Source organism: Sedimentibacter sp. zth1 (genome assembly GCF_017352195.1).
In the GTDB taxonomy this organism is placed as follows: domain Bacteria; phylum Bacillota; class Clostridia; order Tissierellales; family Sedimentibacteraceae; genus UBA1535.
Window position 1 is genome coordinate 2117373 of the sequence record NZ_CP071445.1, and the last position, 22911, is coordinate 2140283.

Sequence of the window (22911 nt, forward strand, 5' to 3'; positions counted from 1 at the left end):
TATACCACGGATTGGTGAATTCTAATTATTGTCTAATATATTTGCTGTTTATAATTGATTATAAATATTTATTTATTGTTTATCAATAATTTATTATTGACATTTGGAAATATAGCAGTATAATTATATTATAAATATTATTTTGGAGGTACATAATGTACGAAATCAAACCCATTACAAAATTCACAAAAATATTAGTAAACATTATTTTATTTTTAGGAATAGCCACAACTTTAGCTGTTCCATATATTGTTCCTAAGGCAATTAAACTTTACAGTTTAGATAAAAGTCTTACAATTCCAACTATTATAACTATATTTATCTCAGGAATACTTGCTGTATACATTTTAAACCAAATTAGAATTATGATTAATACAATTTTTAAGGGAAATCCTTTTATACTTGATAATGTCATTTCTTTTAAAAAAATGGGCATAGCTGCATTTATTATTGCTTTAATTTTTACTATTAAACTTCTTTTTTGGTTCACATATGCAACTGTTATTATAGTAGTAGTTTTTATAATTGCAGGTCTTCTAAGCTTAACTTTAAAGGATATATTTAAACAGGCAGTTAAATTTAAAGAAGACAACGACTTAACTATATAGGAGGTAGATATGAGAATTATAATAAATTTAGACGTAATGATGGCTAAAAGGAAAATTGGACTTTTAGACTTAGCTAAGAAAATAGAATTAACACCAGCAAACTTATCAATACTTAAAAATAATAAAGCAAAGGCAATAAGATTTTCAACTCTTGAAAAAATTTGTAAGGAGTTAAAATGCCAACCTGGAGATATAATTGAATATTCAGATGAAGGTGATAATGATGAATTCCCTAACTAAAACAAAGCTACTTATATACAGTATTATTTCAGCAATAAGTTTTCCTATATTTATTATGGTACAAAATTTAGGTATTGGAATTGCATTATTTTCAATATTACAATTTACTATGATATATTACTTAACAAAAAATGAACAAGTATTTAAAAATAAAAAAGGTTTACTGCTGTTCTTACCTATTTTTATGCTGTGTCTAAGCTTTTTTACCAGTGACATGTTTATTTTTAGATTTACTAATTTTATTGCTATATTTGTACTTTACAGCGCAATGGTTTTAATGTTGAGCAATGACTTGAATTTTAGAAACAAGGATTATTCTTTTCTAGCTAATATAATTAAAACCATATTTACGCCACTATGCTTTTTCAGTATTCCCTTTAAATGGCTTTCAGAAAAGTCCAAAAATAATCCAAATAGAAAGCTTGCTCTAAAAGTTTTGTTAGGTATAGTAATATCAATACCTTGTATAACATTTTTGATATTCATGCTTTCATCAGCGGATATTATATTTAGTGAAAAAACATCTCAAATTTTGAATAGTTTTAGTAATAAACTAAATCCTACTACTATAATAAAAATAATAATTGGATTTTTAGCAGGACTTTATTTGTTTGGATTGTTTTACAACCCGTTTGACAAACTTAATAGAAAAGAAGCTCCTAAAAAGCTTTGTGAGAACTTTACTTCTGAACAAAATAAAATTAATGAATTAAAAAATATTATGGGCATGAATGATGAAGTATCGTCTAAAGATATAAATAAAGGTGACTTTATAGTTATCAACATAGTTCTTACTTCTGTACTGATTGTATACACACTATTCACATTTGTGCAATTTAAATACTTATTTTCTGGTAAAGCTATACCTTATGGATTTACATATGCAGAATATGCAAGGCGTGGATTTTTCGAATTATTGTTTTTAAGTATTATAAATATTGGATTAATATATATAATAACTGTCATATCAAAGTTTAAAGATACACTTTCTCATAAAAATGGATTTATATTATCTAAAGGTTTTTTATTTTATTTATGCACAATAACTGTTGTTTTACTTATTTCATCTTATTATAGAATGCATTTATATAATAGTGCATATGGATTAACAAGACTTAGAATATTGGTTTTAATATTTTTAGTATTTGAAGCAGCAGCTTTGATTGTATTATTCTATTATATATATAAACCAAATTTTAATATAATATTTGTGTATACATTTATGTGTTTAATTTTTTACTTAACCGTTAATCTTGCTAATATTGACTATTTTATAGCGAAAAACAACATTGATATGTACTACGAAGGGAACCATGAAGCAAAAGACCTAGATACTGACTATTTGTTCAGTTTATCAGCAGATGCAGCTCCACAAATAGCAAGGTTTTTAGATGATACTAATAGTAAATACTATATAGAGGCTAAATATTATTTCGAAAGAAATTTTGAAGAATGTAATGAATTGTCGAACTGGCAAAGCTTCAATCTTTCAAGGAAAAGAGCAAATGATATACTTTTTAATAAAACAAATTAATTAAAAAATAAAAATGCTGAAGTTTATTTTCAGCATTTTATATTTTCAATTATTACCATTCAATTATTTCGTCAAAAACTTGACCGTTTTCTATAGTTACAATTCCATAACTATATGTTCCATATGTTGGCAAGCATGCGCTTCCAGGATTAAAATATAAAATATTATTAAAATACTGTGAAAATGATTTATGTGTATGTCCAAAAAATACTATATCGGCATTTTCACCCTCTGCATAATTTTTAAGTTCTTCTAAGTTTTTTTTAACTCCGAATATATGTCCATGAGTTATAATGATATTTTTACCATCCACAATTATTTTTTCACTATCATTTGCTTCATTATGGATATCACAATTTCCATTTACATTTATGTATTCATCTATATTTGTTTCTTTTAATATAGATTTTACATCTTTGCAACAATCCCCACAATGAACTAACATATCAAATTTTCCATGCTTTTTAATTTTATTTAAAAATGTATAGTCCATATTTCCATGCGTATCACTTAATACTAAAATTCTCAATTCAATAATTCTCCTAAAATATGTTTTAAATTTTTAAGAGCATTTGCCCTGTGACTAAGTGAATTTTTTTCTTTATCAGTCATTTCACCAAAGGATTTATCTAATCCTTCAACAATAAATAATGTATCATAACCAAATCCGTTATTTCCATTAGGTTCAAATGCTATTCTACCATTACATATACCCTCTGTCTTATACTTTGAACCATCTTCTAACACTAAAGCTATAACAGTTTTAAAATAAGCCGTTCTTTTCTCCATAGGAACGTTTTTTAATTTCTCTAAAAGTAACAACCTGTTTTTTTCATCATTTGAACCTTCCCCTGCATACCTAGCTGAGAACACTCCAGGCTCACCGTCAAGAGCATCTACAAACAACCCAGTATCATCTGCCAAAACAATACCATCTACAAGTTTTGAAAGTTCTTCAGCCTTCTTAAAAGCATTACCTTCCAAGGTATCTGCATCTTCTACTACATCAAAATCCTTTAATCCAATTTCATTTTTTGTAATAATCTCTATATTAAACTCTTCTAAAATTTTTTTGATTTCTTTAACCTTGTGTTCATTACCACTAGATAATATTATTTTCCTACTCATTTATTCACCTATTTTATCGCATATTTCTTTGCCTATTGCATCTCTTTGTATTGCATTAAGCTTTTTACAACCTTTACACGCTAAATCTAAAAGATCTGAAAATTGTTTATGCGTAAATGGAGATTCTTCTCCTGTACCTTGAATTTCAACAAATTCCTCTTTGTCTGTCATAACAACGTTCATATCTACTTGAGCATTGCTATCCTCTGTATAACATAAATCTAACATATTTTTTCCATTTACTACACCAACACTTATTGCTGATAAAAAAGAATTTACAGGAATAGTTTCTATTATTCCATTTTTATTAAGCTTGCTAAATGCAAGCACCATTGCTACAAAAGCACCTGTTATTGAAGCTGTTCTTGTTCCTCCATCTGCCTGTATTACATCGCAGTCAATCCACAATGTTCTTTCTCCAAGTGCCTCTAAATTAACAACACTTCTTAAGGCTCTTCCTATAAGTCTTTGTATTTCTTGTGACCTTCCATCAAGCTTTAATCTATTTATATCTCTAATTTTTCTTGTTATTGTTGAGCCAGGTAGCATTGAATATTCTGCTGATACCCAACCTTTGCCTGCACCCTTTAAAAACGGTGGTACTTTTTCCTCTACCATTGCAGTACATATAACCTTAGTATTACCCATTTCTATAAGTACTGAACCATCTGGGTGTTTTATATAATCTTTAGTTATTTTAACTTGTCTTATATCATCTAAATTTCTTTCTCTTACTATTACCATTTAATTTCCTTCTCGCTATATAAATTTTGTGACTTTTTTATTATTTACATAAATTCTACAATTTATACTATTATTTTTCAAGCTAATTTTTCTTAATTATAGCATAGCAAGTGCTTATTCGCAACTTTTGCTAAACTAATCTATCTCATTTATTTTAGTCTCAGCATACTCTAAATTTACATAAATTTAATGTTTTTTATTATTTATGGTTTTCTCATACCCATATTTATGAATTCTTTTTAACATTTTTTTAGAACCTCGTTTTATATCCTTTTCAACTTTTCTTTCCATATAGCTTGAGAAAAGTGTGTTCAAATCATAATCTTCTGGATACAGTTCTTTTCTAGCATATTGCAATTTTAGTTGCTTAACATTATATGTTTTAAATTCATTATTACAGAATACAACTACATTATTATACTCATCCTTTTCTTTATACACTATAGCACTATCATTTATTTCATTTATAAAAACTTTATCTCCAGTTTCATAATTATATTTAACCTCATCAATTACTTTTACTTTTTTTATTCTTTTTCTTCCATTATCAATAATTTTAAGGTTATATGTTTTATCTTTCATATATTTCTCTGCTTTTCTTAGCACGTCATCGTATATTCCCATTTTTTTAGATATCCATAAAGCATTACTGTCTCCCGATTTACCTATAATCATTCGATACATTGGTTCCAAAGTATCCTTGTTGAATCTCATAGCTGCATTTTCAAAATCGGGATGACTAGAAGAAAAGTTTTTAATCTCATTGTAATGTGTAGTTGCAACTGTTATAGCCCCTTTGCTATAAACTTCTTCGAGTATTGCTATGGCAAGTGCTGCACCCTCATTTGGCTCAGTTCCACTACCTATTTCATCAAATAACAAAAGTGTTGACTTATTGGTTTGTCTTAATATATACGATAAATTTTTTACATGCGCCGAGAAAGTACTTAGCGAATTTTCTAAGCTTTGGTCATCGCCTATATCAGCAAACACTCTATCAAAAACTGACATATCTGTATCATCGTCAACTGCTATATGAAAGCCCGATTGCATAGAAAGTGTTAGTAATCCTATAGTTTTAAGCACTATAGTCTTTCCACCTGCATTTGGTCCTGTAATTACAAGCGACCTATATTTATCACCTATAACTACATTTAGTGGTACTACATTGCCTTCTAAAAGTGGATGCCTTCCATTTACTATTTTTGTATATCCATAATTATTTAATTTTGGTGCTATTCCACCAATTGCTTTACTATACTTACCTTTAGCAAACACCATGTCATAGTGAGACATAACTTCAATATTTCTTTCAAACGTATACAAATTATCATATACATGTGAAGTCAAATTGGACAGTATTTTGTATTCTTCCTCTGATTCATCAATTTTTAATTGTGTATACTTTTGAGTATATTTGCTTACTGAATTCGGCTCAACAAATGCAGTCTTTCCACTGCTTTCAATCACTATGCCAGCTACCATGTTTTTATAAGATGATTTAATAGGAACAGTCAATCTTCCTTGTCTTCGTGTTACAAAAAAGTCCTGAATAAAATTACTATTATTTGGATTTTTCAAAAATTTATTAAGTTCCTCATCTATTTTACTTTCAAGCTGAGCTATGTGCCTCCTTATTTTTTTTAACTCTGTCGTTGCATCATCACTTAAACGATTGTTTTTTATACTTAATTCTATTTCTTCTTCTAAGTAATTAAGATCCTCTAAATTAAAACTATAGCTATACAAAGTCGGTGCATAAAATTCTTTATCCTTCATATATGTTTTAATCTTACCGCAACCTCTTAAAAATGCTGCTACATTTATTAATTGTTCAGGGTCTAAAATCATATCTTTTTTAACCTTAGTTATTATTTCTTTTATATTTACTATTCCGTTTAGTTGTACAGCACCTGAATAATCCAGTAAAGCTCTTGCTTCTGTCGTTTCATTCAGTCTATTTTGAACTGTTTTAATATTGCCTGTTGGTTCTAGTTTATCTATTAAATCCCTTCCCAAACTACTAACGCAACACTCTTTTACCTTATCTTTTAATTTGTTATATTCCAATTTTTCAAAAATATGCTCGTTCATCATAATCTCCTTATTTTTATAATTTTTTAACCTGTTTTTTCTATAAGGACAATAATTAAAACAAAAAAAGCGTGTACTTAAACACGCTTAATAATCATAATTTATTAGTAAAAATAAATTGTTGATACTCTTATATTGGCGGTTTTTGTATCCTTATAGAAACACAAACTGTACACTAAAAAAAAGATATTTAAATCCCTCGTTTTGTACATTGTTTGTTCAATTTTTTTCTATTTAGATACTACCTCGCTCATAAAGCACCTCAATTTTTTAAATATACTTTATTATATACAAATAAGTAAAATATGTCAAAATATTTTTATTTCTTTATTTACAACAAATACTGTTGTATAATTACTATGACAAAATTATATTTGAGAGGGAATAAAATGTCTATATTTTCATTAATATTTGTATGTATCGCAGGTTTTGTAGCAGCATTTGTAGATTCTATTGCTGGCGGTGGAGGACTAATAAGTGTTCCAGCATATCTTCTAATTGGATTGCCTCCAACAATGGTAAATGGAACAAATAAATTTTCAGCAACAAGTGCTTCTTTAACAAGCTCCATAAAATTTATAAAAAGCAAAAAAGCTGATTATCGAGTACTTAAATTTGCTTTACCTTTTACTGTTATCGGAGCAATTATTGGAGTTAACACAGCCCTTAGTATACCTGAAAGTTTTTTAAAAACGATTATTACTGTACTAATTATTTTTATTGGATTTTATACTTATTTTTCTAAAAGTTTAGGAATAAAAGAAAATTTCAAAGGATACACAGTACTTAATATTATATTTTCCTGTATTTTAGCTCTCTTTATTGGATTTTACGATGGATTTTTCGGACCAGGAACAGGAACATTTTTAACATTTGGACTTATAACTATATTCGGCTATGACTTTACAAGAGCTTCAGGAACAGCAAGAGTTATGAATTTTACAAGCAATATAGTTTCACTAATTCTTTATGCCGTAAATAGTAGAATTATGTATACTTATGGAATACCTGTTGCTATTTTTGCAATTATTGGTGCCAATTTAGGAACACGATTTGCTTTGAAAAATGGTTCTAAATTTATAAAGCCTATATTTATTATTATAGCTTTAGCCACTGCTATTAAAATGATTGTTGAAATATTTTAATAATAAAAAAACACTTTCAAATTTTCTTCTGAATTACTGTCCTATAAATTTAGCAATAAAAGTCAAGAAAATATAACTACTTTCATTTATACTATTAATATAAGGAAGTGAAGAAATGAGTGAGGTTGAAATAATTCTGGCAGTTCAATGCATGCAGGAGTTTATTGACAAGAATTTATATGAAAAAATTACTCTTAAAGGACTGTCTAGTGCAGCAGGATATTCGCCATGGCATGCTGCAAGGTTGTTCAAAAATATTACGGGAAAAACACCATTTGACTATATCAGAGCATTACGACTGACCAAAGCAGCTCTTACACTTAGAGATGGAAAGGAAAAAGTCATTGATGTCGCTCTGGATTTTGTGTTTGACTCACAAGAAGGATTTACAAGAGCGTTCTCAAAAGAATTTGGAGTAACACCTAAAAAATATAGCTTGAATACACCACCAATAAAATTATTTATACCTTACAAAGTTTTTGACACTTACCAAGCATTTCATAAAGGAGAGAATAGTATGAGTGATAGAAACACAAAATCAGTATTTGTACAAATTATAGAACGTCAGGCAAGAAAAGTATTATTAAAAAGAGGTATAAAAGCAAGACATTATTTTGAGTATTGTGAAGAAGTAGGCTGTGATGTATGGTCTGTTCTTACAAGTGTAAAAGAAGCATTATATGAACCGATAGGAATGTGGCTACCAAAACACCTTATACCTGAAGGAACATCTCAATATGTACAGGGAGTTGAAATTCCACTTGATTACTCTAATATAATTCCAGAAGGATTCGAATTAATAGAATTACCACCGTGCAAAATGATGGTATTCCAAGGTGAACCATATAATGATGATGACTTTATGAATGAAATTGACGAAGTATGGAAACACATTGACAAATTTGACCCTGTCATTTACGGTTACAAATGGGCACTGGAAGCTGCTCCAAAATTTCAACTTGCCCCTATGGGGTACAGAGGATATATTGAAGCAAGACCTGTAGAAAAAATATAATGAAACATTGTTAATGCAATATCTTTTGATAAAGATATTGCATTTTCATTGAATAACTTATACCGCTAAGAATTTATTGCATCTGTTAAGCAACTAATAAAGTCTTCAATTTCACTAGTTATTTGCTTACTCCTTATTTTTATCCATCCTAATCTCATATTTTGACTGTTGTTACTTATAGGAATAGTAATTATCCTATCATCACCAAAGCCTTTTGGTATTATTCCACTTCCTACAGAAAAAGCATCTGTATTTGCAATAATATTGTATGCAGTTGCCCTGTCATGTATATATATAGTTTTTTTTGAATTATTAAAGTCTATTATTGATATTTCTTCAGAAAAATCTAATGATAGCCCATTCTCTTGACCAAATTTTACATAAGGGTATTCATAAAGTTCATTTATATCTATTGTTTTTTTATTAGCAAAAGGATGCATCTTCCTAAGGAACACGTGCGGTTTAACAACTTTTATTTCATTAAATTCTATATATTTTGACTTTAACACTTTTCCAATATACTTTTCTGTCATATCAGATATAAAAATAATTCCAATATCACTTTTATTGTTGTATACATCATCTATAACTTTATACATATCTGTTTCTTTTATGTGTAAATCATATCTATCTACATTCTTTATTTTCAAAAACCTTATAAATGCATCTACCGTAAATGGATATCTTTGTGAAGAAACATTGAAACTTAAAAGTGGTTCTGCTACTTCGTTTGAATAAAAATTTTCAACTTTTTCTTTTTGTTCTAATATTGGTCTAATAAAGCTAATAAATTCTCTTCCTTTGTTTGTTAATTCTACACCTCTATTTGTTCTATTAAATATTTTTATACCTAAATCACTTTCTAATTCTTTAATAGAATTACTTATATTAGATTGAGATATAAACAAACTAGAAGCTGCTTTATTGATTGAACCGCATCTTACAATTTCAACTACAAATGCTAATTGTTGAAACGTCATTTTAACCACCTACCCTTAATTTTCATTATACTTATGCAGAAGGAAAACGTCAACAGTTATATGTTATTTGTATAACTAGATACAAAAAATAAGTATTATCACTTCTAGTCATAAAAATAGTATATTTATGTTATACAATAAAAGTAAAATTTGCTAAACATATTAAAATTTACTATATATAAATTATAAATAGGAGGATACAATTTATCATGGAAAACAAAAATTACGGATTTGGAACTAAAGCTATTCACGCTGGTAACAAAAAAGACAAAACATATCAAGCTTTGACAATGCCAATTTATCAAACTTCTACATTCTACTTCAACGATTGTGAAGAGGGTGGAAGAAAATTTGCGGGTGAAGAGGAAGGATATATCTATACAAGACTAGGAAACCCAACTACCTCTGTTTTAGAGCAAAAGGTTGCTGCTCTTGAAGGCGCTGAAGATTGTGTTGCTGTTGCTTCAGGTATTGGTGCTGTTTCATCAATATTTTGGACTATGTGCAAAGCAGGAGATCACGTTATAGCTGATGGAACATTGTACGGATGTACATTTGCTTATTTAAATCATGGTTTAACAAGATATGGTGTTGAAGTTTCATTTATAGATACTTCTAATCTAGATGAAATAAAAAAAGCACTTAAACCTAATACTGCTGCTGTTTATCTTGAAACACCTGCTAACCCTAACTTGAAAATTGCTAATATAACAGCAGTTTCTGAATTAGTACATAATTATAAAAAGGAAATCATGGTAGTTTGTGATAATACTTTTGCTACTCCATATTTACAAAACCCACTTAAACTAGGAGCTGATGCAGTTATTCACTCAGGTACTAAGTATCTTAACGGTCATGGAGATGTTATAGCAGGCTTTGTATTAGGAAAAAAAGATTTTATAAATCAAGTTAGATTATTTGGATTAAAAGACATGACTGGTGCAGTTATGGGACCATTTGAAGCTTTCTTGATTTTAAGAGGATTAAAAACATTTGAACTTAGAATGGATAGGCACTGCGACAATGCAATGAAAATTGCAAACTACCTTGAACAACATCCTATGGTTGATAAAGTATTTTATCCAGGACTTAAATCATTTGAAGGTTATGAAATAGCTCAAAAGCAAATGCGTAAATTTGGTGGAATAGTAGCTTTTGAAGTTAAAGGTGGAAGAGCCGAAGGAATTAAACTTCTTAACAGCTTAAAACTTTGTACTATAGCTGTTAGTTTAGGAGATGCAGAAACTTTGATTGAGCATCCAGCAAGTATGACTCACTCTCCTTATTCTTCTGAAGAATTGAAAGAGCAAGGTATTTCAGAAAGCTTAGTTAGAATATCAGTAGGTCTTGAAAATGTAGAAGACATTATAGCTGATTTAGAATATGGTTTTAGTTGTTTAAAATAATTAATTGAACAAAAATCATTGTAACCACAAGGCACATTGTACCTTGTGGTTATTTTTTAGCTATAATTATTAACAAAATGTAATAATTGCAACTCCCAATCTTTTAATTCTTTTATATTTTCACCCATATTTATTTTATCTGTTATTTGACTAACAAGTAAATTAATTTCTATGTCACCTAACATTTTATATACTTGTTCATATTCATCATCCCATATACAACTATCTAATATTTCAACTAAATCAGCTAAACTGTGTATTGATGTTTTTATAATAGCTAATTTATCTGATGTATATCTACACTCTTGCATTTCTGATATTAGTTTTCTTAGCTTTTTATTATTCATTGCTTGCCCATCTACATACTCATCTTTTTCTATATCTTTTCTATAATCACAAGTTACAAAAATTTCATTAATATTAAGACCTATACTATTTTTAATATACTTTGACAATTTTATTGCAGAACTTTTCATATATTTTTTTTGCTTTGCATCATTAATATCAAGCTGTTTAAAAATATTGTTTAAAGAATTCAAAACTTTTTCTTCTATTTGAAAAATGCTTAAATCTTTAAGCATAAAAAAGAGTTTGTTTTTCTCTTTGATATCAATACTAAGTAGCAATACGTTTTTTCGTAACATAGCGAGTCCAATTGAATTAAGCAAAACAATTTCATATATATTTAAAAGCATAATAGTATAATCAGAATTATAACCTTTAAGCAAAGCTTTTATATTGCTTGCATCAAATTTTTTACAAAACAAATCTTCAATTCTAAGTGTCTCTAAATAATTAACTATATACTCTATACCTGTTAATTCTTCAACAGGCAAAAACAACTGATAGTCTATACTCCCTGGAGTTTCATGGGCAGCATATTGAACGTCATACTTATTAAAAAACTCTGCCAATCCATCAAAAACAGTATCTTGATAAGACATATTGTCTGTCTTAAGAGCATTATGTTGAATATCTTTATATAAATTTTTTGCATATTCAAAGTTTGCTTTTTCAAACTTAAGTCCTTCATTAAATAATTTAAAAACATAATCAGCTTCAGTTGTAGTAACAACTACATTAGTATTAGTTTCTATTGAATTTAAGTACCCATTAATGCAATATAAAATTGAACTCATAAGCTGTTGAGCTTTTTCAATAGATATAGAACTACTATCATTTACAGTATATTTTTTAGCCCTTTGTTGCAGCAATAAAGCTAATTCATTCATATTTGCATTAGCATCAAAAGCATTGTTAATTCCATTCATTTTCTTCAACCATCTCTTTCACTTATTCTATATCACGATACAAATCAAGACTATAACGAGAATTTTTGCACATTTTTTCTAAATATGTAGACCTTAATTTTTCTAATGAACCTTGACACTCTCCATCAAAGTATTTTTTCATTCCATGTATCAATTCATCATCACTTATTTTGTCTAGTGACTCGTTCTTAAAATAAAAAAACATTTCTTGTAAATCCTCTAATACTTCTACATAATTATCCTGTGAAATATACTGCGAATCACAAAATTCAAACACTAGTTTGGGAATAATACTATTCCCGAACTCAATTCTACCCATATACTTAAGTGTTTCATGCTGACATTCTACTAAATCATTTACATCTTTAGTTGCCAAAGATAACCCGAATTGGCTTGTAAAATCATTACATTGCCTTATGACCTTAATTGCATTTTCTTTTTGCAAAGCTAATACTGGTAATAAAATATTTTCGTTCATGAGATCACCTCTTTTATATTATTTAGTAATTATAGTCCTTTTTATGTACCATTACAATTCTTGACTTTTTGCTATTTTTATGGTATATTTAGACTGTAATAAAGGTGAAAAGTTTTAAAATTTGAACGTAATCGTAAATAGTCAATACTTTTTCAAAACTTACTTGGTCATATACAATATCTTCTTGTATGTGATTTTTTTGTACCCTAAATTATATATTTTATTAGAAATAAAAATAGCCCTTTGCCTTGTCAAAGTAAGAATTTTTAATTCTCACCCTAACTATAACAAAGAGCCTAAATTTGAAAAATACATTAAGAGAACTTTAATACAATACAGTATTTCATAGAACTATTTTTTAAAACATAACCTATGATTTAAATAGATATAAGCAATAAGTAATATTATGTAAATTGCAGATATAAGTAAACTAAATTTTTTAAAAATACATTCAAAAACAATTACACTTATAAACGGAACAATAATTATATACCATTTTCTAATAAAGCACGCAAGCATACTACCAAAAACAATACTAAAAGGTAATATGCCTATTACAAAGTAACCTGTACCTCTACTATATTTATTATATTTAATTATAAGTAAACAAAGATATGCAATAAAAACTATTATGTTTGATATTTTTATCAATTTATTTGTTTTAAATAAATTAGAAAAATACTTCATTAGCATTACCACATCCTACACTAAAAATTGGCTAGTCGCTATTACAATAAGTTATTACTCGTTAATAATCTCTCCTGTATCAATGTTGAATTTTAAAATAACATTTTTTCTACCGTTAAGTTGAAGTACACTTGGTAGAGTAAATATATTTCCTTCTAAAGATGGACTGATATTATGGCTCATATATCCATTTTCGTTTATGCTACTTCCAAAATAATAAAATCCTTTATCAACTCCAAGTACATCAATTAGATTAAAGACTTTCACTTCTTCATCTAATTTTTTTACTATTAATTCACATTTCCCGAGTAAATTACTACTAGTATAACCTATATACATATCATCCTGTCTAAAATATCGAACGGGGCTTTTGTGAGGAGAATGATCAGCTATAATTTTGTCATCTATAACTGGAGCAGATGATGTACTATTGTTTATTACCAATCCATTTTCACTATCAAAACTGTAATTCCAACAAAATTCTTCGACAGCAAATCTCCAAGTTAGTGGAAAATATGTTATGCATCTAAAGTTTAATATTGGATATGTTTCTTGGCTGTTATCCAAGTATTCTTCATAATTAGTTGTATTTACAGCTATTGAGTACGTTGGTAATGTTGCAGAATAGTATTTTTTACTGTTTGCAACAGAAGTTTTATACATTTTGTAATCTTCTTTTCCTTCATTCGCACCAATAAACAATACCTTTTCTGTATTGTACCAATTAGCTTTTATCCCCATAAATCTAGAGTAGTTATAAGTCATAGGAAAATACGTTATGCCATTATAAACAATAAATGGGTATTTATTGTAAGTATTATCAATTTCAACTCCATTTATTGTAACAGGAAACTTTGGTATTGTTACATTTACAGTTGTGGCTTCAGCTGTTTGTGTGTTAATTAAAATTATAGATATACAGATTGCTAAACTAAATAATATCTTTCTCATTTTTTCTCCTAATAACCTAAATTTAAAACTAGTAGGTTTACTAATTTTTCATTAGGTTCTTCAAAATTTTTATACTTTATAGTGTGCTTTAAGTAGTGCTATCCTTTTACTTCCAATTATTTACATCTACATTGTACATATATTATTTATATTTGTAAAGTTTTTTCGTCCGTTTTTAATTTACAGTTTTCGACAAACAAAAAACACTTAAAGCTTTACTATTTGCTTTGTCAGAGTAAATTTTTTTTAATTTTCACTCTAACTATTTACAAAGAGCCTAAATTTGAAAAATACATTAAGAGAACTTTAATACAATACAGTATTTAATCTTGACTATTTATATAATTACTACTACAATATCCTACAATCCATAAAATTATGAATATTGTAAAAGTTATAATACTTAAAGAAATATATACTTTAAATGTACACTTTAATACATTTATGCATAAAATTGAAATTAAAACATTTAAAACAAAATATATTATTGATATAGTTATTAGTACTAAATTAGAAGCAATATTTTTTGATTTATGCTTGAATGTTACAATTACACAGCTAAAGAAAACACCCAATATTGAAACTATTAAAAATATATATGTTGTCCAAAACAAATTGTCTTTAGTATCATTTAATAAAAACATAATTGCTGATAATGCAATTATAATACCTACAAATGATATATATAACAAATTCTTGTTTTTCAAATTATTCACCTACCTTTTGTCCACATTCAAAGCAAAATTTAGCATTAGGTTGTAATTCAGCACCACATTTTGAGCAATTATTTGATAATTTATTGCCACAGTGTAAACAAAAATTTCCTTTTTTAGTTTCTTGACCACAATTTTTACATATAACCATTTCTTCTGATACTACTTTTTCTCCACATGATAAACAAAATTTTGCATCCTTAGGTAACTGAGCATTGCATTTTTTACACCTAATTTTTTCTTCATTTGTTGATAAAACTTTAGAATCTATATTAGTAAATGCACCACCCATAGCAGTCCCTAAAACGCTACCAAGATTTACACCCATTCCGAGCCCCATACCTGCTCCCATCATTTGTGAACCTGCGCCTTCATTAGAAGCAGCTTTATCTAAAACATCATATGTACGTTCTTGACCATAATTATAACCAACAACATTCATTTCAGCTTTTTTGGCTAAAGCTAATTTTAGTTGAACGTATGACGGGTCGTTTTCAGGTACTACAATAGCATTTACATTAAAATTAATAAGCTTTATTCCATATTCGATAAACTCTTCTGATAAATCCTCTTTAATTGCTTGTGATATACTATCTAAATGTGAATGAACTTCCAAAAATGTTATCTTGTCTTTTACAAACAGCTTAGCTATACAATCTTTAATTTTAGTCATTAGTATTCCACGGAATGCTGTAATTAAGCTCTGTTGATCAAATTTTTTTACCGTTCCAACCATTTTTACTAAAAACTTTTTACTATCTTCTATTTGTACTGCAAATTGTCCATTCGCACCAATAGGTAAAATGATTCCATAAACCGCATCTTGTATTGGAATTGGATTACTTGTACCCCAAAGTATATCCATAGAATGAGTTTTGTTTATAAAGTATACTTCACAGTGAAAAGGAGATTCACCGTCAAAGGGTAGATTAACAAATTTTCTTATTAAAGGTATGTTTTGAGTTTTTAATGTATGTCTGCCTGCTTCAAAAACATCTAGTGCCTCACCATTTTTAAAAAAAACAGCTTCCTGTGATTCATGAACTATGAGTTGTGATGCAGTGCTAAAATCTTCATTGGGATGTTTCCATACAAACACATCATTATTACCTTCATATTTAATAACACTCAAAATTTTCATATTGTATTATCTTCCTTCATCAAATTTTTACTTTACTTTTCTATAAGAGTTGATTTTTTATATTTTTTTAATTCTTTTATTTTTTTCTTTAATTCTTTACAATTTTCTTTATTTTGTTTTTTTTCAGCTATAAGTTCAGCTGGAAAAGAAGTTTTTTCTATCTTTTTCAATAGAACAATACGAACAATTAACAATATAATTCCAATCGGAGCAAAAATATATAAAACACACGCAATAAGTCCTAAAACTAGAAGTACCCAATATATTAATAAGAATTTTATACGTTCTTTAGGATACTCTTTCCAATGTTTTTTTATATTTAATTTATGGTTCTTTATTTTTTTTGTATAATCATCAATTTCACTTTGTATTTTAGTGATACCATTTTGATTTGATGAAAGATTATTATAACAATCAATAGCCTTTTCTTTTTTTGATATAATTTCTTTTTTTGCATCATTACTTATATAATATGAAGAAATTCTAGCGCTTCTTCCACCGTCTTTATTATAGTAAAATCCATTACTATAATTAAATCTCTCGCCATCAATAAAGCCGTCACATAATTCTATTAAATGAATTAATACTTTCTTTTTTAGTTCTTCAGTTTCTGTAGTTATTAATTCATTTATTTTATATAATATACAAATAGCATTGAATAATGATTCTACATAACAACTGCAACTGCTACTGTTTTTAAAACTATGTCCTTTCTTTGCAATATTTTGAGTTGGAAAAACCGATAATGCAAGAACTACTAATTCCTCCCTCATTTTTACTTTTTTTTCAACATCATTACCAATTATATTGAAAGCTTTTTTAAATCCATTTATAAGCTCATTTGTTCTTGGATTTTGCAAATTAGATAAATATCCAGCACACAATGCTTTTCTATAAATTGCATGATAATCTTCTGAATTCATCTCCAAAACTTTTGTATAATAATTATATGCTTCCACATAATTAACAGATAAGAAAGCTCGGTTTGCTAAATTCAAACAATTCTTAAGTTTATCAGAATTATCTAGCTTTATACTACCAGATACCTCAACTTTTTGTGTAGCATCTTCTACCATAACCTTTGCTCCACAAAACATGCAAAACCCTACTTCTTTTGCATCATCTAACTGTATCTCTCCACCGCAGTTAGGACACTTTGCTGAGACAATTGCCATACATTTCCCTCCAATTTTTTGCTATAATATAAAAAATAAAAACAAGTATAAAATTTTACATTTTATACTTGTTTTATATACAATTCTACAAATATTATATATCAATTTATCCAATGTTTCAATAATTTTATAATTGTTTTATTACATAATAATAAATAAATTACTACGCAAATCCGCTAGAGGGACCTATGTCCCCTTTTGGCGTAGAAATGCCTATTTCATAAGCGCTTTTACAGACCCCCCTTAAGCCATCTCGTCCTTTGCAATTATTGTATTTTATATACTAAAAGTAGAACTTTCCTAATATATAAAAAAAGAGGTACCAATTTTGATACCTCTTTCTTTAATAAATATTGCTATTTCCACACTACTACTTTTTAATTTCTCTTTATTTTACCAATGTATCTATTAAACACTCACCTGTGTCCTTATTTTCAAAGAATAAAGCATTATATGCCATATATGCCATAACTCTTCTTGTAAATCCTTCTTCTTTCTCTAATTCTTCAAGCAATTCTTCTATTGGTTCGTCATCCCCTGCATATACCCCTAATTCCTTTATAACTTGATATGCTTTATCCCAACTGAAATCACCATTTGCATCACTATATCCTAATGCTCTTAATACTAATGTTGCAAACTGTGTTTCTGTCATATCTTTGTCTGCACCATATTTACCTTCACCTATACCATTCACTAACTTTTGTTCGTATAAGTAATTTATTGTTGGTACTGCCCACTCTGGTACGTCTTTAAAAGGTGATTTATATTCAGGGTTTGCTTCAGCAAATGCAGCTATTTCATCTTCTAAACCTAATAATCTTGCATACATTACTGCTCCTTGTACTCTTGTCAATTCTTTATCTAATTCTAACCCTTTATTTGTTCCCTTTAATATACCTAATTCAGCTAATGCTTTACCCCTAAAATCTTTATCTTTCTTATCTAATTTATATTTACCTATAAAATCTTGTCTTGTCATTTTCTTATCATCTTCAACTTCGTCTTCTTTCTTATCTTCATTGTCTAAACCCTCTATTGAGACATCTTTTAATTCTATAAAAAATGTTTCTGTATTATTGTTCATACTCCTCTCAAGCATATCCCAAATATATACACCATCTTCTACTTTATCAGCATTATGAGCTACTACTTCACAATCTGTTTTTATTTTATATTGTATTGTACCACCATATAACTTAAAATTACGTAATGTCTCCATATCTGAAGTAGATTCTTCGTCTTTACCTTCTTCTAAATCCATATCCATTTCAAGTGGTATTTCTATTCTTACAATACCATCTTCTTTTATAATTAGTTCTGGAAAATTTTCTGCTGTATCGTCATCAGCTACTTCGTCAATTAATTTATATAAATTAGTTGCCCTTATTTCTACTTTTTCACCAATAAATTCTACACCTTCTGCGCCTTTATATGATAGTGGAGTTGTTTCTATTTTGACATCTTCTCTACCTTCTATTGCCTCTAAAGAAATGTCTTCAATTTCTGTTTGTGTCATCATTTCTTCTGTTGAACCAAATATCTCTTTTGATCCTGCTGTTGAGAAAGAAATTGCTCCTGAACCGTCTTTATTAAGTTCCGTACCCATTTCTATATTCATACATCCTGTCATTGCTAATACTATCCCTAAAACCATTACTAATAGCATTATTTTTTTTGTCTTTTTCATTAATACCCTCCAAATTTTAGATATAATTCTTTTTTTGCAGTATGGATATTGCATTATTTTTCTAAGTATGATGTTATTTTACATTATTTTTTTATTAAATTCAACCCTTTTTATTGAGTGGATTAGTAGTAGTAAAGGTTAGTAAGGCTGAGCAAGTTGGCTTATTACAAAGGGAAAGGCAAAACATATATTATTTCACAAAATTATTTCTTAAAACATAAATTATGATTTAAATATATATAAGCAATAAGTAATATTATGTAAATTCCAGATATAAGTAAACTAAATTTTCTAAAAACACATTCAAAAACAATTACACATATAAATGGAACAATAATTATTACAATTATATTGTATATATATTATTTATATTTTTTAAGTTTTATCGTTCGTTTTAAATTTACAATTTTTGACAAACAAAAATACTTAAAGCTTTACGCTTTGCCTTATCAGAGTAAGAATTTTTTAATTCTCACCCTAACTATTGACAAAGAGACAAAACCACTTAGCAAATTATACTAAGTGGTTTTATTATTTTCATTGATATTTATTTAAAATTATTGAATACTGCTTTAACTTCTGAGTCCTCTATATTTAATCCAGCTTCTTCAAATGTTATTCCTTCTATGCTATAATTCACTTCGCTTATTTCACCAAATTGTTGTAAACATAATACTACTATTTTATTTAATTCTTCATAATCTTCTTGTTTTAAATTTAGTGCACCCATGCTTAAATCTAAATCAGCAACACCTTGATTTAATGATACACTGTTAAGTGTAATTCCATATGGTATTTCATTTTGTACTACTAATTCTTCTGGAGGACCATTGAATAATTTATCCATTACAACTTTTACCGGATTATCAACAGTATCTGCTGTAAATGTAAAAGGCACATAGAATCCTGCAACTTCTGTTTCAGGAGTTTTATAATATACTGTATAGTTTGCACCATCTTCTGATCCAACTAAATTTATATTTTCTCTTTCAAATGCAACGTCCACTGGATATCCAAATGTTAAAACTTGCATTTCTTGACCATCAACAACAATTTCTACTCTATCTATTGTATCAAATTCTGTCAATGTATAAGCTAATGCTGTCATCATAAGTTTTTCTTCTTCCATTGAAGTTGTATTTAAAATGTTACTATTAAAGTCAACTATACACAATCCATCTTCTATTGACATGCCTAAAATTTCAGTTCCTTCAGGTAAAACACCTTTTAATCCAGAATGTGATAATTCTATCTCTATAGCATCCCCAATTACCATTTTTCTTAATGTTGCCTTTGCTATTCCTTCTTCCCAAGGTATCTCAGCCTTAACAGGAACTAGCAAGTTATTTGCATCTTTATAATAAGCTATTACATTTCTCATTTGCTGATCAGAATTTATAGTTATTGTATCTACTACTTCCTCATCAGAAATATCATCATCAATAAAAGCAAAATCATCATTATATATCTCTAATTGTTTGTTTTCGTCCTTTAATCCTACCATCATATCAAGAGTACTACATCCTGACATCACTAAAACTAACGATACTACTATTGCTATATGTATTAGTTTTTTAATACTCACTATTGGTTACCCCCTCTAAGTTATCTATATATATAATTATATTAAGTTCAACACAAATATATGAAAAAATCTTTTTAAATATATCACTTTTTAATATCATTTTAATATAACTGACTAATATAATATATTAAATATGTATAGTGAGGTATTTACATGACTAATTTTTTTAGTATTGCAGAAGATATCAATATTGCAATAAATAATATTGTTTGGGGACCTGTAATGCTTTTTTTACTTTTTGGAACAGGCTTCTATTTTACTTTAAAAACAAATTTTCTACAAATAAGAAAAATAAAATTTGTATTTAAAAAAACTTTTTTATCAATTTTTAAAAAAAATAATAATAACACAGTTAGTCCATTTCAAGCAATGACCACTGCTTTGGCAGGTACAGTTGGTACAGGCAACATAGTCGGCTCCGCTACAGCAATAGCTATTGGTGGACCAGGAGCTTTGTTCTGGATAATATTTAGTTCGTTTTTTGGTATGATGACAAAATATTCCGAAATCCTACTTGCCATTAAATTTAGAGAAAAAAAAGAAAACGGCGAAAAAGTCGGTGGACCAATGTACTATATCGAAAAAGGTCTTAATATGAAATGGTTATCTATTATTTTTTCTGTATTTGCATTTTCAGCTACATTTGGAATAGGCAATATAGCACAAATCAACTCTTTATCAAGTTCCCTATACAACGCTATGAACATAAAACCTATTATTTCTGGTATTGTAGTATCCATACTTGTAGCCTTTATTATAATTGGAGATTCAAAAAGAATTGCAAAAACCACAGCAAAAATAGTACCATTCATGGCACTTTTCTACATAATTTTATGTTTAATTGTACTCGTACACAACTCAAGCAATATACCAAACTCAGTATCTTTAATATTTAAACATGCTTTTAAACCAACTTCTGCTATTGGTGGGTTCGTTGGTTCTAATATAAGTTTAACGTTTAAGAAAGGAATGTCTAATGGTATTTTTTCAAATGAAGCTGGTCTTGGAAGTGCACCAATAGCTCATGCAATGGCTGATACAAAAAGTCCTGTAGAACAAGCAACATGGGGTATATTTGAAGTTTTTATAGATACTATGGTAGTTTGTGCATTAACAGGTCTTGTGATTATTTCTTCTGGAGAATGGACGAGTGGCTTAATTGGAGCTGATTTAACTATAAAAGCTTTCTCTACTACGCTTGGTAGTTTCGCACCACACGCCATAGCAGTTTCTATTTTATTTTTTTCCTTTTCTTCTATGCTTAGTTGGTCCTATTATGGTGAAAAATGCTTAGAATATTTTACAGGAACAACTAAATTCAATAATATTTATAAGCTCATTTTTATATGTACAATAGTATTAGGATCAAATGCAAATTTATTATTTGTTTGGAATATTTCTGACACATTAAATGGTCTTATGGCAATTCCAAATTTAATTGCTATTATAAGTTTATCTGGTGTTATATGTAAAACAACAAACGAGTATTTCAAATAAATAGGATTATGTATACGAAAATATTTAACATAACTTTAATGCAATTGTAATTTACTATTAAATCTATAAAAGTATAATAACTTAATAATTATATATAATAATATTTAATTACAAAATAATTCACTAACAATAAAGGGAGAATTTATGAACTTTAAATGCGTGCTTTTTGATTTTGACGGAACACTAGCTGATACAGAAGAAATTAATTTCGATATTTTTCAAATTCTTTCTAAAAAATATAAAATGCAAAATATAACCAAGGAAGAACTTAACAATATAAAGGATCTTAGTGCAATGCAATTGATAACGTACTTAAAAGTTAAAAAATATAAAATACCTTTTATTTTGAAAAGAGGAAAAAAGCTTTTAAGTGCAAAAATTAAGGAAGTAGATATTTGCAAACAAAATTTTAAGAGTGTACTTCAAACTTTAAAGGAAGCTAAAGTTAAAATTGCAATAATTACAACTAACTCTAAAACTAATGTAGAAGAATTTTTAAAAAAGCATAATATTGATTGCTTTGATTTTGTTATTAGCGCTTCATTGTTTGGTAAAGAATCTATAATTAAAAAAGTCATAAAAAACAATAACTTAGACCCAAAAGATGTATTGTACGTGGGTGATGAAATTAGAGATATAAATGCGGCAAAAAAATCCGGTATCAAAATTGCGTCTGTTTCTTGGGGTTACAACACTGTAGACAGTTTACTAAGCTATAATCCAGATTATTTAATAAAAGACCCATCTAATTTAATAGATATTTGTATATAATAAACGAATATTATTTATTATTTTATATAATTAGTTCGTTTTTTTACTCTTTTTTTAT

At 27.9% G+C, this 22911-nt stretch carries 22 protein-coding genes; 8 read left to right on the top strand and 14 right to left on the bottom strand.

Translation table 11 applies throughout. From position 1 onward, the window contains the following. Positions 1 to 155 precede the first annotated feature (155 nt). From JYG23_RS10255 to JYG23_RS10265, 3 genes are read left to right on the top strand one after another with little or no spacing between them, the layout of a single operon-like run. Positions 156 to 608 (top strand): DUF2975 domain-containing protein, encoded by a 453-nt coding sequence (locus JYG23_RS10255; RefSeq protein ID WP_207235584.1) that lies wholly within the window; start codon positions 156 to 158, stop codon positions 606 to 608. Positions 609 to 617: 9 nt separating this feature from the next. Continuing rightward, complete coding sequence (locus JYG23_RS10260) at positions 618 to 848, top strand: helix-turn-helix transcriptional regulator (protein ID WP_207235585.1); 231 nt, start codon at positions 618 to 620, stop codon at positions 846 to 848. Further along, on the top strand, positions 829 to 2382 hold the full coding sequence (locus JYG23_RS10265; RefSeq protein ID WP_207235586.1) for a DUF4153 domain-containing protein: 1554 nt from the start codon (positions 829 to 831) through the stop codon (positions 2380 to 2382). Before JYG23_RS10260 ends, JYG23_RS10265 begins: the two co-directional genes overlap by 20 nt. 52 nt (positions 2383 to 2434) lie before the next feature. Here JYG23_RS10265 and JYG23_RS10270 read toward each other — a convergent pair whose 3' ends face one another. The 4 genes from JYG23_RS10270 to JYG23_RS10285 all read right to left on the bottom strand — a co-directional run bounded on the left by JYG23_RS10270 (position 2435) and on the right by JYG23_RS10285 (position 6348). After that, a complete protein-coding gene (locus tag JYG23_RS10270; RefSeq protein WP_207235587.1) occupies positions 2435 to 2911 on the bottom strand; it encodes a YfcE family phosphodiesterase in 477 nt (158 codons plus the stop codon). Then, positions 2908 to 3510, bottom strand: coding sequence for an RdgB/HAM1 family non-canonical purine NTP pyrophosphatase (rdgB, locus tag JYG23_RS10275; protein ID WP_207235588.1), 603 nt, complete (start codon positions 3508 to 3510; stop codon positions 2908 to 2910). Before rdgB ends, JYG23_RS10270 begins: the two co-directional genes overlap by 4 nt. Then, positions 3511 to 4254 (bottom strand): ribonuclease PH, encoded by a 744-nt coding sequence (gene rph / locus JYG23_RS10280; protein WP_207235589.1) that lies wholly within the window; start codon positions 4252 to 4254, stop codon positions 3511 to 3513. 186 nt (positions 4255 to 4440) lie between these two features. Continuing rightward, positions 4441 to 6348: an endonuclease MutS2 gene (locus JYG23_RS10285; RefSeq protein WP_207235590.1), complete on the bottom strand. Its 1908-nt coding sequence runs from the start codon at positions 6346 to 6348 to the stop codon at positions 4441 to 4443. A gap of 389 nt (positions 6349 to 6737) precedes the next feature. Here JYG23_RS10285 and JYG23_RS10290 point away from each other — a divergent pair, with 389 nt between their 5' ends. Continuing rightward, positions 6738 to 7493 carry a TSUP family transporter gene (locus JYG23_RS10290; protein ID WP_207235591.1) on the top strand — a complete coding sequence of 252 codons (756 nt, stop codon included), beginning with the start codon at positions 6738 to 6740 and terminating at the stop codon, positions 7491 to 7493. Positions 7494 to 7608: 115 nt separating this feature from the next. Then, complete coding sequence (locus tag JYG23_RS10295) at positions 7609 to 8508, top strand: AraC family transcriptional regulator (protein WP_207235592.1); 900 nt, start codon at positions 7609 to 7611, stop codon at positions 8506 to 8508. Between the two features lie 65 nt (positions 8509 to 8573). Here JYG23_RS10295 and JYG23_RS10300 read toward each other — a convergent pair whose 3' ends face one another. Further along, positions 8574 to 9488, bottom strand: a complete 915-nt coding sequence (locus JYG23_RS10300) for a LysR family transcriptional regulator (protein ID WP_207235593.1) — start codon at positions 9486 to 9488, stop codon at positions 8574 to 8576. 209 nt (positions 9489 to 9697) lie between these two features. On the opposite strand from JYG23_RS10300, the gene megL reads away from it, so the two are divergent. Further along, the gene (gene megL, locus JYG23_RS10305) at positions 9698 to 10894 is read left to right on the top strand and encodes a methionine gamma-lyase (protein ID WP_207235594.1); all 1197 of its coding nucleotides are present in this window, start codon (positions 9698 to 9700) and stop codon (positions 10892 to 10894) included. 56 nt (positions 10895 to 10950) lie between these two features. Here megL and JYG23_RS10310 read toward each other — a convergent pair whose 3' ends face one another. The 9 genes from JYG23_RS10310 to JYG23_RS10350 all read right to left on the bottom strand — a co-directional run bounded on the left by JYG23_RS10310 (position 10951) and on the right by JYG23_RS10350 (position 20585). Continuing rightward, the gene (locus JYG23_RS10310) at positions 10951 to 12165 is read right to left on the bottom strand and encodes a DUF6179 domain-containing protein (protein WP_242631675.1); all 1215 of its coding nucleotides are present in this window, start codon (positions 12163 to 12165) and stop codon (positions 10951 to 10953) included. A 22-nt stretch (positions 12166 to 12187) separates the two neighbouring features. After that, a complete protein-coding gene (locus JYG23_RS10315; protein WP_207235596.1) occupies positions 12188 to 12643 on the bottom strand; it encodes a DUF6323 family protein in 456 nt (151 codons plus the stop codon). A 351-nt stretch (positions 12644 to 12994) separates the two neighbouring features. Continuing rightward, positions 12995 to 13330: a hypothetical protein gene (locus tag JYG23_RS10320; RefSeq protein WP_207235597.1), complete on the bottom strand. Its 336-nt coding sequence runs from the start codon at positions 13328 to 13330 to the stop codon at positions 12995 to 12997. A gap of 54 nt (positions 13331 to 13384) precedes the next feature. Further along, positions 13385 to 14281 (bottom strand): hypothetical protein, encoded by an 897-nt coding sequence (locus JYG23_RS10325; protein WP_207235598.1) that lies wholly within the window; start codon positions 14279 to 14281, stop codon positions 13385 to 13387. Between the two features lie 323 nt (positions 14282 to 14604). Continuing rightward, complete coding sequence (locus JYG23_RS10330; protein WP_207235599.1) at positions 14605 to 14988, bottom strand: hypothetical protein; 384 nt, start codon at positions 14986 to 14988, stop codon at positions 14605 to 14607. 1 nt (position 14989) lies between these two features. Beyond that, the gene (locus JYG23_RS10335; protein ID WP_207235600.1) at positions 14990 to 16135 is read right to left on the bottom strand and encodes an SPFH domain-containing protein; all 1146 of its coding nucleotides are present in this window, start codon (positions 16133 to 16135) and stop codon (positions 14990 to 14992) included. Between the two features lie 32 nt (positions 16136 to 16167). Next, positions 16168 to 17310 (bottom strand): hypothetical protein, encoded by a 1143-nt coding sequence (locus JYG23_RS10340; RefSeq protein WP_207235601.1) that lies wholly within the window; start codon positions 17308 to 17310, stop codon positions 16168 to 16170. 388 nt (positions 17311 to 17698) lie between these two features. Then, positions 17699 to 19000: an S-layer homology domain-containing protein gene (locus JYG23_RS10345; RefSeq protein WP_207235602.1), complete on the bottom strand. Its 1302-nt coding sequence runs from the start codon at positions 18998 to 19000 to the stop codon at positions 17699 to 17701. A 547-nt stretch (positions 19001 to 19547) separates the two neighbouring features. Then, positions 19548 to 20585, bottom strand: coding sequence for a GerMN domain-containing protein (locus tag JYG23_RS10350; protein ID WP_207235603.1), 1038 nt, complete (start codon positions 20583 to 20585; stop codon positions 19548 to 19550). 153 nt (positions 20586 to 20738) lie between these two features. On the opposite strand from JYG23_RS10350, the gene JYG23_RS10355 reads away from it, so the two are divergent. Together JYG23_RS10355 and JYG23_RS10360 are read left to right on the top strand one after the other, a co-directional pair. After that, positions 20739 to 22082 carry a sodium:alanine symporter family protein gene (locus tag JYG23_RS10355; RefSeq protein WP_207235604.1) on the top strand — a complete coding sequence of 448 codons (1344 nt, stop codon included), beginning with the start codon at positions 20739 to 20741 and terminating at the stop codon, positions 22080 to 22082. Positions 22083 to 22226: 144 nt separating this feature from the next. Then, positions 22227 to 22853, top strand: a complete 627-nt coding sequence (locus tag JYG23_RS10360; protein WP_207235605.1) for an HAD-IA family hydrolase — start codon at positions 22227 to 22229, stop codon at positions 22851 to 22853. Positions 22854 to 22911 lie beyond the last annotated feature (58 nt).

Excerpts from the sequence above, each read along its gene's own strand:
- JYG23_RS10255 (WP_207235584.1), top strand. The coding sequence starts at position 156 with ATGTACGAAATCAAACCCATTACAAAATTCACAAAAATATTAGTAAAC.
- JYG23_RS10260 (WP_207235585.1), top strand. The coding sequence starts at position 618 with ATGAGAATTATAATAAATTTAGACGTAATGATGGCTAAAAGGAAAATT.
- JYG23_RS10265 (WP_207235586.1), top strand. The coding sequence starts at position 829 with ATGATGAATTCCCTAACTAAAACAAAGCTACTTATATACAGTATTATT.
- rdgB (WP_207235588.1), bottom strand. The coding sequence starts at position 3,510 with ATGAGTAGGAAAATAATATTATCTAGTGGTAATGAACACAAGGTTAAA.
- rph (WP_207235589.1), bottom strand. The coding sequence starts at position 4,254 with ATGGTAATAGTAAGAGAAAGAAATTTAGATGATATAAGACAAGTTAAA.
- JYG23_RS10285 (WP_207235590.1), bottom strand. The coding sequence starts at position 6,348 with ATGAACGAGCATATTTTTGAAAAATTGGAATATAACAAATTAAAAGAT.
- JYG23_RS10290 (WP_207235591.1), top strand. The coding sequence starts at position 6,738 with ATGTCTATATTTTCATTAATATTTGTATGTATCGCAGGTTTTGTAGCA.
- JYG23_RS10295 (WP_207235592.1), top strand. The coding sequence starts at position 7,609 with ATGAGTGAGGTTGAAATAATTCTGGCAGTTCAATGCATGCAGGAGTTT.
- JYG23_RS10300 (WP_207235593.1), bottom strand. The coding sequence starts at position 9,488 with ATGACGTTTCAACAATTAGCATTTGTAGTTGAAATTGTAAGATGCGGT.
- megL (WP_207235594.1), top strand. The coding sequence starts at position 9,698 with ATGGAAAACAAAAATTACGGATTTGGAACTAAAGCTATTCACGCTGGT.
- JYG23_RS10310 (WP_242631675.1), bottom strand. The coding sequence starts at position 12,165 with ATGAATGGAATTAACAATGCTTTTGATGCTAATGCAAATATGAATGAA.
- JYG23_RS10315 (WP_207235596.1), bottom strand. The coding sequence starts at position 12,643 with ATGAACGAAAATATTTTATTACCAGTATTAGCTTTGCAAAAAGAAAAT.
- JYG23_RS10320 (WP_207235597.1), bottom strand. The coding sequence starts at position 13,330 with ATGAAGTATTTTTCTAATTTATTTAAAACAAATAAATTGATAAAAATA.
- JYG23_RS10325 (WP_207235598.1), bottom strand. The coding sequence starts at position 14,281 with ATGAGAAAGATATTATTTAGTTTAGCAATCTGTATATCTATAATTTTA.
- JYG23_RS10335 (WP_207235600.1), bottom strand. The coding sequence starts at position 16,135 with ATGAAAATTTTGAGTGTTATTAAATATGAAGGTAATAATGATGTGTTT.
- JYG23_RS10340 (WP_207235601.1), bottom strand. The coding sequence starts at position 17,310 with ATGGCAATTGTCTCAGCAAAGTGTCCTAACTGCGGTGGAGAGATACAG.
- JYG23_RS10345 (WP_207235602.1), bottom strand. The coding sequence starts at position 19,000 with ATGAAAAAGACAAAAAAAATAATGCTATTAGTAATGGTTTTAGGGATA.
- JYG23_RS10355 (WP_207235604.1), top strand. The coding sequence starts at position 20,739 with ATGACTAATTTTTTTAGTATTGCAGAAGATATCAATATTGCAATAAAT.
- JYG23_RS10360 (WP_207235605.1), top strand. The coding sequence starts at position 22,227 with ATGAACTTTAAATGCGTGCTTTTTGATTTTGACGGAACACTAGCTGAT.